Here is a 13,195-nt window from a genome sequence, read left to right on the forward strand (position 1 = left end):
TATGTTTAAGAAGAATAAGAAACAGACAGAAACTATCAAAGAACCAAAAGAAAAAAAGGTGCGTACTGTCAAGGTAGGCACACATAAGAAAACTGTGATTGCGTTGTGGGTGGTGCTTATCGCAAGCGTGAGCTTTGGGGTGTATAAAAATTTTACGGCTATCGACCAGCACACGACCCATGAAAAAGAAATCATAGAGCTTCGCTTGCAGGACACCAACGGGATAGAAAATTTTGTGAAGAACTTTGCAAAGTCCTACTACACATGGAGTAACAGCAAAGAAGCGATTGAAGCAAGGACGCAGGCAATCAGCGGTTATCTGACAAAGGAATTGCAGGACTTGAATGTGGATACCATTAGAACCGATATACCGACCAGCTCCACAGTTACAGATGTGATTGTATGGAGTATTGAACAGTCGGGAACGGACACTTTTTCTGCTACCTACGAAGTGGATCAGCAGATAAAAGAGGGAGAACAGACAAGCAATGTGAAAGCAACCTATACCGTAAAAGTCCATGTAGACGCTGACGGGGATATGGTAATCGTTCAGAACCCTACCCTTGCACCAGCAATCGAAAAATCAGACTATGAGCCTAAGACATCAGAAGCAGACGCAAGCGTGGACGCTGATACTGTAAACGACGCTACCGCATTTCTGGAAACATTCTTTAAGCTGTACCCGACAGCCACAGAAAAAGAGCTTGCCTATTATGTATCGGGTAATGTACTTGAACCTATCGGCAGGGACTACCTTTATTCTGAATTGGTAAACTCTATCTTTACAAAGGACGGGGACAATGTGAAAGTCAAGGTTGCTGTGAAATTCCTTGATAATCAGACAAAGGCAACGCAGGTATCGCAGTATGAGCTTGTGCTACATAAGGATAGTAACTGGAAGATAATTGAATAAATCAAAAGAAGTAGTTTGCATTTCATAGAAATATGGTTTGCAAACTACATTTTCATTGAATTATGTTCACAAATAGTTCCGAATAAGCTAAAATAATAATTCATGTACACAATCGTCTTGTATGGCGATATAGAATGACGCTTTCAACGAGCGTTTATGGTTGTTAATGGTGTTATAGGAAAAGCCTTTGTCTTTCATGCGTAACGCCCACTCCTTAGTGTCAGAGGGTTTGATTGTATCAATGCTCCTAGCACCTAACTTGTCCTCTTTTAATAAACCGCATGAGTTGTTCCCGTTGTTTCTGTGTGCTTTTCTTCACATTTTCCCTCTGTGCGTTCTGTTTGGCATAGAGTTGGCAAAGCGTCATTTTCTTGCCTGTGCTGTCGATACCATCCTCAATATCCCGTCTTATCTGCTGTTCCAGTTCTCGAAGTGAGGGTTTTTCCCGTTTTCCCTTTGGTGTGTCGGGTCTATGGGTGTCAATCTCCAAGCATATATACGCCTTACTATACTGTCAAAAGGATAGACACAGACTCAAAAGAAGATAGGGAGCTTTTACGGGAGATATTAAAAAACAGCCATTTTTACAACGAGGACGAGTAATCTTTTTCCTCTTGCGAGAAGATACAGCAAACAAAAAGCCCGATCAAGAGTGCAAAGCACCACCAATGGTGGCAAGGCTCTTGACAGGGCTTTTTCTTTTCTGTTGTGGGTAATCAAGAGGAAGAAAGGGATAAAAGTGATTTGTGTTAAATCAGACAAAAGCGTGTATCTCTGCAAGGGGCACACACCTATCCGATAGAAAATTATAAATGCGATATATTTATATCATTTTCTATTGACACTCTTTCATCAAAGTGATATATTTGTCTTGTAAAGATACAAAAACATCACATTGGAAAGAGGTATGATTATGTCAAAGAAACAAATTAAAACTTTTATCATTACTAGTATTATATGGCTAGTTTGCCTTATTGCAGGCATCACACATTCACTTCTATATAATGAAGGACGCTGGGTAGTAGAAATGGATTTGGAAAATTTATATTTTTCTGTAAAGGACATTCCTATGCTGGCAGTTGGTGTATTGACTATTCTTTGGGGGATTTATGTCGTTATGGTAGCATTTAAAATCATTTTCAATGTTCTTTTTCCACAGGATAGTTCCAATCCGAGTTATACAAAAAAAATACCGTCTTTTATGGGAATATTTGGAATATGCGGTTTTCTGGGATTTTTAGGTTTTTGGACATATAGTGAATATGGTGTTGTGTCTCCGTTCCTATTTTTCGCTCTCTTTGGGCTATTTGGATTGTTTTTTGAGGGGAAACTCTCACACACTTTGAAAGATGAATTGTTTCAACAGAACAAAGTGCGAGCAGATTTAAAAGCCTATAAAACGGGATTTATCCTTTTAGTGTTTGTTGTTCTGTTTAGTCGGTGGCATGTACTTGCCCTCAATGCAGAATGGTGTGCAATCTTTCTGCTTATATCCGTTTCTCTTATTGTGGCAATTATATTGTTTCAAAAAAGCTATTTATTGTATCACTATGAAAAAGAGGAATAAGTATGGGAGTAAATTTCAAATGTAATCTAAAAGTATATCGTGTGGCACAGGGATTAACACAAGAACAACTCGCAGAAAAGGTCGGTGTTCGCCGGGAAACGATTATGCGTTTAGAAAAGGCACAGTATAATCCCTCCCTAAAATTAGCGATTGATATTTCAAGAGTTGTGAATGCTCCGATAGAGAAGATTTTTGTTTTTTAATATAGGAGTGAAAATATGATAAGACTAAAAACGAGATGGTAAAAAGCATTGAAGTTTTAAATCAAATGAAGTAATTAGTAGTATAAATGAAGATAAGGGAGATATACAGTTATTGTGCTATCTCCCTTAGTCATTTTTTGTCATATCAAGACTCATTCAATCGTGGTAAATTCGTGGTAAAACGAGTGTTTTTTTTATATTTCAAAACGCTTAAAAATATAGTGTTTATGCGGATAATCAAAAATTAGATATAAAATTTCATGTAAAAACCGCAATATATATTAAAATTAGAAGAAAGCAAGGTATTATAATCTAAGCTGAAAGGAGGGTGCTGTAATGGTCAATAAGGTTGAAAACATTATAACTGTTATCAATTACATAGAAGACAATCTCACAGAAAAACTAAACTTATCTTCTATTGCAATGGGTGTTGGTTATTCAAAATATCATTTGCATAGAATGTTTGTCGAAACTGTTGGATTGTCTATACATGACTATGTACAACGCAGACAATTAACAGAGTCCGCAAAACTTTTAGTGTTTTCTGATAAATCTATTCTTGAAATTTCGCTTATTGCTGGTTATGAAAGTCAGCAGGCATTTACAAATATTTTTAAGCAGATGTATAAGAAAACGCCTAACGAATATCGAATGAACGAAGAATTTTATCCGTTACAGCTTAGATTTGATTTGATACAGACAGTTAAACAAAAATTATCGCAACAAGAAATGGAAGAAAATATCAGATTTGCTACAACAACAGATATACCTGCCTGCCTAGAACTAGCTTATTTAGTAATAGACGGTTTTCCAAATTTGAACGAGAATGAATACTTAACAGAATTAGAAAGAGGTATTTTAGAGCAAAGAGTGTTGATTTTAACTGATAATACTATTGCTATTGCTTTGATGTCTATTAACTATCATACGGGAAGTATTGATTTCTTTGGAGTACACCCGTTATATCGTAAATGTGGTATTGCAAAATTATTTTTAGATAAGGTTATGAATGAACTTTTAGTTGATAAAGACATTTCTGTAACAACATTTCGTGAGGGCGACAAAGCTGATACGGGGTATCGTAAGACTTACAAAGAATTAGGCTTTGCAGAAGCAGAATTATTAGTTGAATTTGGTTATCCTACACAAAAATTAGTATTATTTTCAAAAAATGGGGGTAGTACAAATGAATAGTAATCCTCTTGCAAAAGATTTTAATACTGGGTCTTTATTAAAATTTGCTTTCCCGACCATATCCATGATGTTATTTATGGGGCTTTACACAATTGTAGATACCATATTTGTATCACGATTTGTCAATACAAATGCTTTATCAGCAATCAATATTGTTTGTCCCGTTATCAATTTAATAGTAGGATTGGGAACAATGATAGCTACGGGTGGTAGTGCCATAGTTGCAAGAAAAATGGGGGCAGGAGAACCCAAACGAGCAAAACAAGATTTTACACTACTTATTTTATTTGGTTTTATTTTGGGAGTAGTAATTTTCATTCTAGGAATTATCTTTATTGATGAAATTATATATACTCTTGGAGCTGATAAGGTTTTATTTCCATATTGTAAAGACTATTTAACTATTATTTTACTGTTTACACCTGCAAGTATGTTGCAGGTACTATTTCAAAATTTATTTGTAACAGCAGGAAAACCAACTTTAGGACTGGTTCTTTCTGTATGTGCTGGTGCAATGAATATCGTATTTGATTATCTTTTTATGGTTATATTTGACATGGGGATTGCTGGTGCAGGATTTGGAACCGGAATTGGTTATTTGATACCAGCCATTACGGGAATAGTTGTCTTTAGTAAAAAATCGGGAACATTGTCTTTTGTAAAACCTATTATAGATATTAAAGTACTTGGAGAAAGTTGTATAAATGGTTCATCAGAAATGGTTAGTCAGCTTTCAACGGCAATTACTACATTCTTTTTCAATCGTACAATGATGAATTTATTAGGTGTAAATGGTGTGGCTTCTATTACCATAATTATATATACACAATTTTTGCTTACAACATTATTTATTGGTTTTTCAATGGGTGTTGCCCCAGTTATTAGCTATAATTTTGGAGCAAACAATTATTACGGATTAAAGAAAATATATAAAATCTGTATTTCTTTCATTTTTGTAGGCTCATTATTTATTTTTGCGTTATCCTTTATAAATGGAAATAGTTTGGTGCGTTTATTTACTGGGACAAATGAAGCGGTATATAAAATTGCAATAAACGGGTTTATGATATTTGTATTTAGTTTTCTTTTTTCGGGTTTCAATATATTTTCATCAGCAATTTTTACTGCATTATCTAATGGTAAGCTANGTTTATTTACTGGGACAAATGAAGCGGTATATAAAATTGCAATAAACGGGTTTATGATATTTGTATTTAGTTTTCTTTTTTCGGGTTTCAATATATTTTCATCAGCAATTTTTACTGCATTATCTAATGGTAAGCTATCTGCTTTGATTTCTTTTTTAAGAACATTTGGCTTTATAATGATAGGCTTGTTAATAATGCCACAGTTTATTGGAATAACAGGTGTATGGTTGGCTGTTCCCGTTGCCGAAATATTAACACTATGTATTTCATTATATTTGAATTTTCGTCTTTGGCTTTCGTGGAACAATCAGATTAATGTTATGAAAAAAGTATAGAAAGGTTATTATGATAGGACTTAAAAAACGAGATATTAAAAAAGCCTTGAAAGCAGGTGCAAAAGCTGGCGGTGTTTCATTGGCTGATATACGGGCTGATATTGAAGCAACGATTGATGAAGCCATGAACAGCCCAGACCCAGAGGTGCAGGCAAATTTCAAAAAATATTTTGGTAATAAACGCCCTACCCCAGAAGAATATATTTACAAGATTACCAAAAAGACAAAGATTTGAAAAAAGGCTTGCTCCATACATTTTGTATGATCTGCAAGCCTTAATCTATTTCAGAGGAAATTTAACAGTAAAAGTAGCACCGCCACCAGCAGTATCATTGATAGTTATTGTGCCGTTCAGCATTTGGGTTAATTCTTTGGCGATACTTAGTCCCAGTCCAAAATTTGATTTGTTCGTATGGGACTTGTCGCCACTATAAAAGCGGTCAAAAATATACTGCTTATCTTCATCGGAAATGCCTTGTCCGTGGTCTGCCACAGAAAAAGCAATATTCTTTTCGGTGGCGATTACTTCTATCTCTATCAAAGAATTATTCTTGGAATGTTGAATGGCATTATCCATAAAGACACACAAGATTTGAAACAGTCTGTCTTTGTCAGTAAGCATGGCAGGATAACTTTCTTCGGATAAATGCAGTTTTAGTTCTAAATTCTGCTTCATGCAGACGGGTTCGTAGGTTTCATATAACGTAATGAGCAAGGTATCTACATTGATTGTGCTTTTATGCAATGTCCATGTTTTTGCGTCAGAAGAAGCTAAAAGTAACATATCTTTGACTAAACGGGATAACCGCATACATTCAAAATCTATGGTCTGTACGGCTTGCCTTGCCTGTTCGTTTAAGGGAACATTATCAAGAAGCATATCCGTGTTGGAAATCATAACAGCAAGTGGAGATTTTAATTCATGGGACGCTGTTGCAACAAAATCTTTTTGGCTTTGCAGTATCCGTTCCGTTGGAGCAAACGACTTTTTCAGCAGATAACGGGTCAGCACGATAACAACGATACAAGCCAAAAACCAGATAAGAAGATAGATAGGCAATGTCTTTTGTAAAATATCCGTCAAACTGGCTGTCTGATAAAGAAAGGTTGCATGATATACGGTATCATTTGCTGTCCGAATGGTAGCAGGAATAACAAAATAAGTATCGTGATGTTTTCCTCTTATTTCCAGAAAACCGCCTTGTGAAGTTGTGTTGCTTTCTGTTTGTGATAATGGCTGTGTAGAAATCTGTTTTTCTACATCATGCAACAGATTGTTCGCAGAAGTTGGAAATGGGAAATCACTCTGATAAATGGTATTCCCTTTTGTATCGCTAATCAAAGAAAAAATATGATAACTTTTTTCGTAGGCTTTGAGTGATTTATCCATATCCGAAGAAGCACTTTCCACTTGATAAATTAGCAAGGTTGTCAATCTTTGAAACAAGGTGCTTTCGTTGATTTTCTCTGTATGAACTGTGTTCGCAACGACAAAGGAAATCACAAGGGTAATAATCAGCATAACAGAACTTGCAAACAGAATATGAAGTTTTCGGTATAAATTATTTAACATGTTTCTTTCTCCAGTTTGTACCCTGCACCGTAGACCGTTGTTATTTTACATGAACTTTTTAATTCTTTTAGGCGTTTTCGCAGAAAAGAAATGTAACTGTCTACATTGCCAGTTTCTACTTCGGAAGAACTGCCCCAGATTTTAAGGATAAGCTGTTCACGGGAAAATAGTGTTTCTGGGTTCTGCATAAATACAAAAGTCAACTCGGTTTCTTTTGAAGTTAATAAAAGAGAATTATTTGGTGTGGATAAGGTTCTACTGTCTTTATCGAAAGTTAAATCTCCATATTGTAATTTAGACGATAACTGGATATTGGCAGGTCGCCTTGTCAATGCTCGAACTCTTGCAAGCAATTCTTTGATATGAAACGGCTTTACTAAGTAATCATCAGCACCGCCGTCTAAACCCTCAACCCGATTGTCAAGGGTACTCATGGCAGTAATGATAAGGATAGGAATAGATATTCCTTTTCTACGCATAGATTTTATGATTGTCAAACCGTCAATAATCGGTAGCATACGGTCTACAATGGCAAGGTCATAAGCATAGTCTGTATTTAAAGCATACAGCATAGCAGTTTCCCCGTCGTTGCAACAATCAACCATATAGTTTTCTTTTTCCAGCGAAATTTTTATATTTTTACATAATTCTAAATCATCTTCCAGAAGAAGTACTTTCATAATGTATCAATCCTTTTCTATATAAATTATAGACAGTATAACAGAAAAGTCTGTAAAAATCCTCTAAAAAATGATGATGATTTTCTTACTTTTTTACAGGATTTTTAGAATGGTTTGCCTTTACAATAGGGGCATATCGAACAAGAAAGGTGGAATACAAAAATGAAAAAAACAAACATCAGTAAATTTGTAGCAGTTGGATTATGTATCTGTGCATTGACGGGGTGTGGTGCAAGTCCAGATGAAAAACCAGATACGCCGAATCCTATTGTCAATTCTAATACGAATGAAGAAAATACAAATGGTTCTTCAGAAAATAAAGGAGATGACATATTAGAGTCTGCTAATTTGATGGGAAGTGTTTTAGAATTTACAGACAATGGTTGTTCCATAAGTCAAGCAAAAGATATTGAGGGGGGAGCTGGGGTAAAAATAGAAGCACCTGGAATGGAAAATAAAGACAATGCTGTTTCTGTAACCTATAACCCAGATTGTGAATTTGTCATTGCCACAGTAAGCGCCCAGTCTGGTGTTACAAATGTAACAACGGGTTCTATATCCGATGTGAAAAAGCAATCTGAAGTATATCTCTATGGAGAATTTGCAGACACAAATCATTTCAATGCAACAAAGGTTGTCATAGCCCGTTGGGAATAGAGGTGTGAAGTATGAAGTTTTATCAACTTGGTTTTCGCTATTTACAGCGAAAAAAAGGAAAAACCATTCTTCTGTTGATTGTTTTGATACTTGTAAACAGTATGATTTTAGGTACAAGCATGATTTTAAGGACTACAAATGAGTCCAAACAAGCCATGCAGGAAAAGACAAATTCTAAGATTGTAGCTGAAATTACAAGTAAGGACAGCAAGATAACAGAGAATGAAGTAAACAAGATTGAAACGCTGGAAGATGTTTCGTCTATCAACCGTATCGGCAGACAAGAGGTATTTCCGAATGATTTTGCTCCCGTTACGCTCAATACTTCTACGAATGAGGAAAATTTGAAAATAGCGTTGCTCTCCTATGATGATTTGGAAAAAGACAGTCCTTTTTCAGAAATGCAGTACCGCTTAGCTTCTGGCGATTATATCAAACACAAGAAAAAAGGTGCTGTTATCAATGCGAACCTTGCAAATCAAAATGGACTAAAAGTTGGAGATACGATTGAGCTAAGTACAGAAAACGGAACAAAAGTATCTGTTCAGATTATTGGGATTTTCATGTCCGCAGGAAATGTTGAAAAAGACCAGCCGTCAAAAACTACGGCGGTCAATCGAATAGAAAATCAAATCTTTATTGACAACAGCACTTACAAAGAATTGTTCAAAGAAGCTGAATTTGAAAAACTCTGCGTTTATTCAAAAAGACCAGAAAAATTAGATGTGCTGGAAACCAGCTTGCAAAAAATATTCGGAAATGATGTAGGACTTAGCACTTCCGATACCCTTTATCAACAGATGTCTGCTCCATTAGAGCAAATCAGTAAGGTGGCAAATCTTATGCTGGTACTTACATTGGTAACTGGTACTGTTGTTGTTTCCCTGCTGTTATGTATGTGGATGCGGACAAGGCAAAAAGAGGTGGCAATCTTTATGAGTCTCGGCAAGACAAAAAGTGAAATTTTCCTGCAAACTTTATTAGAAGCAGGCAGTGTATTTACACTTTCAGTTTTAGGAGCAACAGCCATTGGTAAATTGTTCTCGGGCGTTTTGCAAAACATCATTACCAGTTCAGAAAGCGTAACAGAAAATCTGAAAGTGGTGTTGCAGATACAAGATATTGGAATGTTGTTTCTTTTAGGTGGTGCAGTTATTCTGGTGGCATTGTGCTGTTCCATTCTTCCGATATTACGAGCAAACCCAAAAGATATATTAGCGAAAATGGAGGGATAGTACATGAATTTTTTTGGATTGGCAAGGCGTTCTGTGTTCAGAAAGCCCGTAAAAAGTATTCTCTTATTGTTGATTGTTTTTGCAATCAGTACCCTGCTTCTTGCAGGTGTGGCGAGCAAAAATGCCAGTATTGAGGTGCAGGACAAAACCAGACAAGCCATAGGTGCAGGCTTTCTTTTAGAAAGAAATGCAGAGTACCGAACAAAACGACTTCGTGAATGCTCAGAAAAGATTGGTAATGATAAGGAAGGTAGTTTTGGTGGCTACCATCAGGAAAAAGAGATTATCAATGGTGTGGAGACTTGGTCAGGCTGGACAACAAATGAATTTGAAAGCTTAGATATAAAAGACATTGAGAAACTGGCAAAAACAAAAGGAATTGCTGATTACAATATTACAACAGCAACAACTCCTGTAAACCCTGTAAATTTCCAAAGAATTGAAGATAAAGATGTAGACCAAAGCGTAGATGTGGGAGGGGTAAGCTTAATTGGAAACAAAGATATGAAACTTGACAGAAATGTTTTATCTGGAAACCTGCATATCAAAGAGGGACGAAGGATAACCCCAGAGGATAAAGATATGTGTGTTATTTCAGAAGAACTTGCAAAGCAAAATAATCTGAAAATCGGCGATAAGATTTCTTTTAATGATTACCACGATACTGTAAATTCAAAGGTATCAGAAGCTGAGATTGTTGGAATTTATCAAGTGGATCAAAAGATGTCCCCACTTATGCAGGGCGATACTTACCGTTCGGAAAATGTAATATTTACAGATTTGAGATTTCCAGAAAAGGCAGAGGGTGAAACAAGTCCTTTATATGAAAGAGCCTATTTCAAAGTAGAAGATGTGGAAGCTTACGACGAAGTAAAAGAAAATCTGCAAAAAGTAGACATCAACTGGGAGCAATATGATTTGATTGACAATAACGGAAATTCCGAAACCATGTCCTCAAACTTCAATGATTTAGCAAAAGTAAGCGAAATGATGATATTGGTAATCTCTGTTGCAAGTTTTGTTATCCTTGTTTTAGTATTCCTTTTCTGGCTGAAAAATCGAGTGCAGGAAGTCGGTATTTTCTTATCTCTCGGTGTTCCGAAATTTAGAATTATCGGACAGATTTGGAGCGAAGCGATTATGATTGCTGTTCTTTCCCTTATGTTATCCTTTGCTGTCGCTCCTGCCGTTTCCAAAGTAACTGCAAATTATCTGGTATCACAGCAGGTTCAGCAAATGCAGGAGGAAGAAAAGAATAATGAGGGAAAAGTATCCACAGAATACGTTGCACCAAAGCAGGACGTGCAGAGTATCAGCGTAGAGGTTACACCAGAAATGTATCTGTTGGACGGTGTAAGTGTTCTTGTGTTGATAACGGCTTCTGTTCTGGTATCTGGAATTGTAATACTAAAGAGAAACCCGAAAGATATTTTATCGGAAATGAGTTAGGAGGACGACGAAAATGTTAGAAGTAAAGAATGTAAGCTATGCTTACAAAACAAAAAAAGATAAAACCATTTTGAATAATGTATCTGCTACTTTCGAGGAGGGTATCTTTTATACCATTATCGGTCCGAGTGGTGCAGGAAAAACAACACTCTTATCGTTGTTAGCAGGCTTAGATACAGCAGTAAAAGGGACTGTCCTTTGCAATGGCGAGGATATTACAAAAAAAGGGCTGAATTACCACAGAAAGCATAATATCTCATTGGTATTTCAAAATTATAATCTGATTGATTATTTGACAACGGTTGAAAACGTCAAATTAGGCGGTAGTGGGAATGCTGAAAAATTATTGGAAGAAGTTGGTATTGGCAAAGAATACTGGCAGAGAAATGTATTGCAACTATCTGGCGGACAGCAACAGCGTGTAGCGATTGCAAGAGCTTTAGCCAGCGACGCTCATGTACTTTTGGCAGATGAACCCACGGGAAATCTTGATGAAACTACCGCTGATGAAATCATTGCTTTGCTGAAAAAGACTGCACATGAATTAGGAAAATGTGTTGTTGTGGTTACACACAGTAAGCATTTGGCAGAAGAAGCCGACGAAATCTTAGAAATTAAAAACGGTGCAATTTCTTTTCTGTCTGAATAAACAAGAATAGTGCCGTAAAGGAGCTGTCATTATGGAATATTTTAGATATACCTCGACACAATCAATTTGACCCTAACGGCATTGTTATAAGAACTAAATACAATACAGTTTCAAAGGCTCGTACAGACTATATGTTTTGTGCGGGCTTTTTTCATGCCAGAAAAAATTTTTTTAAGTTTTTTTTGATTTTGGTTACGCTGTACCCCACTTTCAACGCGGTATATATGAAAAGGGGCAGACACCTCTTTTCGACTAGCGAAAGGAGGTGAGGAAAATGAAACCGTCAGAACTACAAGAAAAAACCTGTCATCAATTCGATTGTGCTATTAAAACAGTTATACGTCATAGAGCGATTGACTTCTATCGAGCGATACGTCGTTCAGAGAAAAAAGAAATGCCATTCGCCGAAATTATGGACGACCTCTTAAATTCCATAGGTACAGAAGATACATATTCTACGGATTATGTTGCAGTATTTGAAGTCTGTGGAGAAAAAGTATCAATCGAAGATGAACAACTGGCTCGTGCATTGAAAGCTATTGAAGAACGAAAGCGTAATATCGTTTTACAGTATTTTTTCATTGGGGACACGGACACTTACATTGGGAAAATGCTTGACTGTTCCAGAGCGAATGTAACGAAGTGCAGAATACAAGCACTAGACAAGTTAAAGCAACTGATTGAGGAGGAAAAATAAAAATGCCAAAAGAGCTGACACCGACTTTCACGGTTATTTCCAAAGCCTGCGACGGCGACGAAACAGCAATTTCAAAAATCTTGGAATTTTATGACCCATATATCAATCAGTGCTGTATGCGTCCGTTTTACGACGATAACAACAACTTACGTCTTGCGGTAGATTTGGAAATGAAAGGTTTTATCAAAGAAGCAATTATTCGTAAAATCTTAAACTTTGATATTAAACGCTTCTAATTTATATCGGGATTGATTATGCCCGTCTGGTCTTTGACAACTGAATAAAGCAGACAGATACGTTTGTGAGATAGCAAGCCACGGGGACTGTACGCCATGACCTTTCCAAAAGAAAGCGAGCGACCCACGCAGTGATCCGAGAGCGACCGTTGGAAAAGTCGCTTTGCCACGACCTATCCTCACAGAATAATGATACGTCCGCATGGTGCGGTTCTGCCCACAAGAATGGGAATGGTTGGGATACTAACGGAGCTTTCCAAAGCCGTCTGTCTGCTTATGTAACTTGTAAATAGATACACAGTAAAGGGGGTGTTACATTATGTTAAATACTGATGTGTTAAATGATGTGATGTTCCAGCGAGGTAAGGTGTTGGAATATGAATAAAACGAAGATAAGAGCAACGGAACAGCCGATTGCTGTTGATATAGAGGGACTGTCTGCTATGTTATCTTGCGGTCGTGCTACTGCAAGAAAGATTGGCGAGCAGGCAGGAGCAAAAATTGTGATAGGTCGCAGGGTTCTTTATTCCATAGAAAAAGTCAAAAAATACTTGATATATTTGGAAGAATAGAGCGATTTTCTATTTATGTTCTCTGGCGTGTGTAGTATAATAAGAAAGGACAAAGCACGCTGTGAGAACAAGAAAAGAGGCTTTTTC

General features: G+C 36.6%; 15 protein-coding genes and 1 pseudogene. 13 read left to right on the top strand and 3 right to left on the bottom strand.

Annotation, left to right across the window (positions count from 1 at the left end; genetic code table 11):
- Position 1 precedes the first annotated feature (1 nt).
- Positions 2-913 (top strand): conjugal transfer protein, encoded by a 912-nt coding sequence (locus C7E02_RS10430; protein WP_105309511.1) that lies wholly within the window; start codon positions 2-4, stop codon positions 911-913.
- Between the two features lie 99 nt (positions 914-1,012).
- Here the strand turns inward: C7E02_RS10430 and C7E02_RS19760 are convergent.
- Positions 1,013-1,411, bottom strand: a pseudogene (locus C7E02_RS19760) (integrase DNA-binding domain-containing protein); the annotation flags it as partial.
- Positions 1,412-1,826: 415 nt separating this feature from the next.
- On the opposite strand from C7E02_RS19760, the gene C7E02_RS10440 reads away from it, so the two are divergent.
- From C7E02_RS10440 to C7E02_RS10460, 5 genes are all read left to right on the top strand, one after another.
- A complete protein-coding gene (locus C7E02_RS10440; protein ID WP_105309512.1) occupies positions 1,827-2,480 on the top strand; it encodes a DUF3796 domain-containing protein in 654 nt (217 codons plus the stop codon).
- 2 nt (positions 2,481-2,482) lie between these two features.
- Complete coding sequence (locus C7E02_RS10445) at positions 2,483-2,683, top strand: helix-turn-helix transcriptional regulator (RefSeq protein ID WP_101871258.1); 201 nt, start codon at positions 2,483-2,485, stop codon at positions 2,681-2,683.
- Positions 2,684-3,019: 336 nt separating this feature from the next.
- Positions 3,020-3,877, top strand: a complete 858-nt coding sequence (locus tag C7E02_RS10450) for a GNAT family N-acetyltransferase (RefSeq protein WP_105309513.1) — start codon at positions 3,020-3,022, stop codon at positions 3,875-3,877.
- Entirely contained in the window at positions 3,870-5,360 is a 1,491-nt protein-coding gene (locus C7E02_RS10455; RefSeq protein ID WP_242978790.1) for an MATE family efflux transporter, read from the top strand. The genes C7E02_RS10450 and C7E02_RS10455 overlap by 8 nt, the downstream gene beginning before the upstream one ends.
- 10 nt (positions 5,361-5,370) lie before the next feature.
- Entirely contained in the window at positions 5,371-5,595 is a 225-nt protein-coding gene (locus C7E02_RS10460) for a hypothetical protein (protein WP_003431901.1), read from the top strand.
- A gap of 45 nt (positions 5,596-5,640) precedes the next feature.
- Here the strand turns inward: C7E02_RS10460 and C7E02_RS10465 are convergent, their stop codons facing one another.
- Positions 5,641-6,933 (bottom strand): sensor histidine kinase, encoded by a 1,293-nt coding sequence (locus C7E02_RS10465; RefSeq protein WP_105309514.1) that lies wholly within the window; start codon positions 6,931-6,933, stop codon positions 5,641-5,643.
- Positions 6,927-7,613, bottom strand: a complete 687-nt coding sequence (locus tag C7E02_RS10470) for a response regulator transcription factor (protein ID WP_074441456.1) — start codon at positions 7,611-7,613, stop codon at positions 6,927-6,929. Before C7E02_RS10470 ends, C7E02_RS10465 begins: the two co-directional genes overlap by 7 nt.
- 162 nt (positions 7,614-7,775) lie before the next feature.
- Here C7E02_RS10470 and C7E02_RS10475 point away from each other — a divergent pair, with 162 nt between their 5' ends.
- The 7 genes from C7E02_RS10475 to C7E02_RS10510 all read left to right on the top strand — a co-directional run bounded on the left by C7E02_RS10475 (position 7,776) and on the right by C7E02_RS10510 (position 13,108).
- Positions 7,776-8,270 (top strand): chitinase, encoded by a 495-nt coding sequence (locus C7E02_RS10475; RefSeq protein ID WP_105309515.1) that lies wholly within the window; start codon positions 7,776-7,778, stop codon positions 8,268-8,270.
- An 11-nt stretch (positions 8,271-8,281) separates the two neighbouring features.
- A complete protein-coding gene (locus C7E02_RS10480) occupies positions 8,282-9,505 on the top strand; it encodes an ABC transporter permease (protein WP_105309516.1) in 1,224 nt (407 codons plus the stop codon).
- Between the two features lie 3 nt (positions 9,506-9,508).
- Positions 9,509-10,954, top strand: coding sequence for an ABC transporter permease (locus C7E02_RS10485; protein ID WP_105309517.1), 1,446 nt, complete (start codon positions 9,509-9,511; stop codon positions 10,952-10,954).
- A gap of 13 nt (positions 10,955-10,967) precedes the next feature.
- Positions 10,968-11,603 (top strand): ABC transporter ATP-binding protein, encoded by a 636-nt coding sequence (locus C7E02_RS10490; RefSeq protein WP_021423054.1) that lies wholly within the window; start codon positions 10,968-10,970, stop codon positions 11,601-11,603.
- A gap of 274 nt (positions 11,604-11,877) precedes the next feature.
- Positions 11,878-12,300 (top strand): RNA polymerase sigma factor, encoded by a 423-nt coding sequence (locus C7E02_RS10495; RefSeq protein ID WP_077707567.1) that lies wholly within the window; start codon positions 11,878-11,880, stop codon positions 12,298-12,300.
- A gap of 2 nt (positions 12,301-12,302) precedes the next feature.
- Complete coding sequence (locus C7E02_RS10500; RefSeq protein ID WP_003431885.1) at positions 12,303-12,536, top strand: helix-turn-helix domain-containing protein; 234 nt, start codon at positions 12,303-12,305, stop codon at positions 12,534-12,536.
- A gap of 377 nt (positions 12,537-12,913) precedes the next feature.
- A complete protein-coding gene (locus C7E02_RS10510; RefSeq protein WP_101880270.1) occupies positions 12,914-13,108 on the top strand; it encodes a hypothetical protein in 195 nt (64 codons plus the stop codon).
- Positions 13,109-13,195 lie beyond the last annotated feature (87 nt).

It is taken from the genome of Dorea sp. Marseille-P4042, from assembly GCF_900290215.1.
Lineage (GTDB): Bacteria > Bacillota > Clostridia > Lachnospirales > Lachnospiraceae > Dorea > Dorea formicigenerans.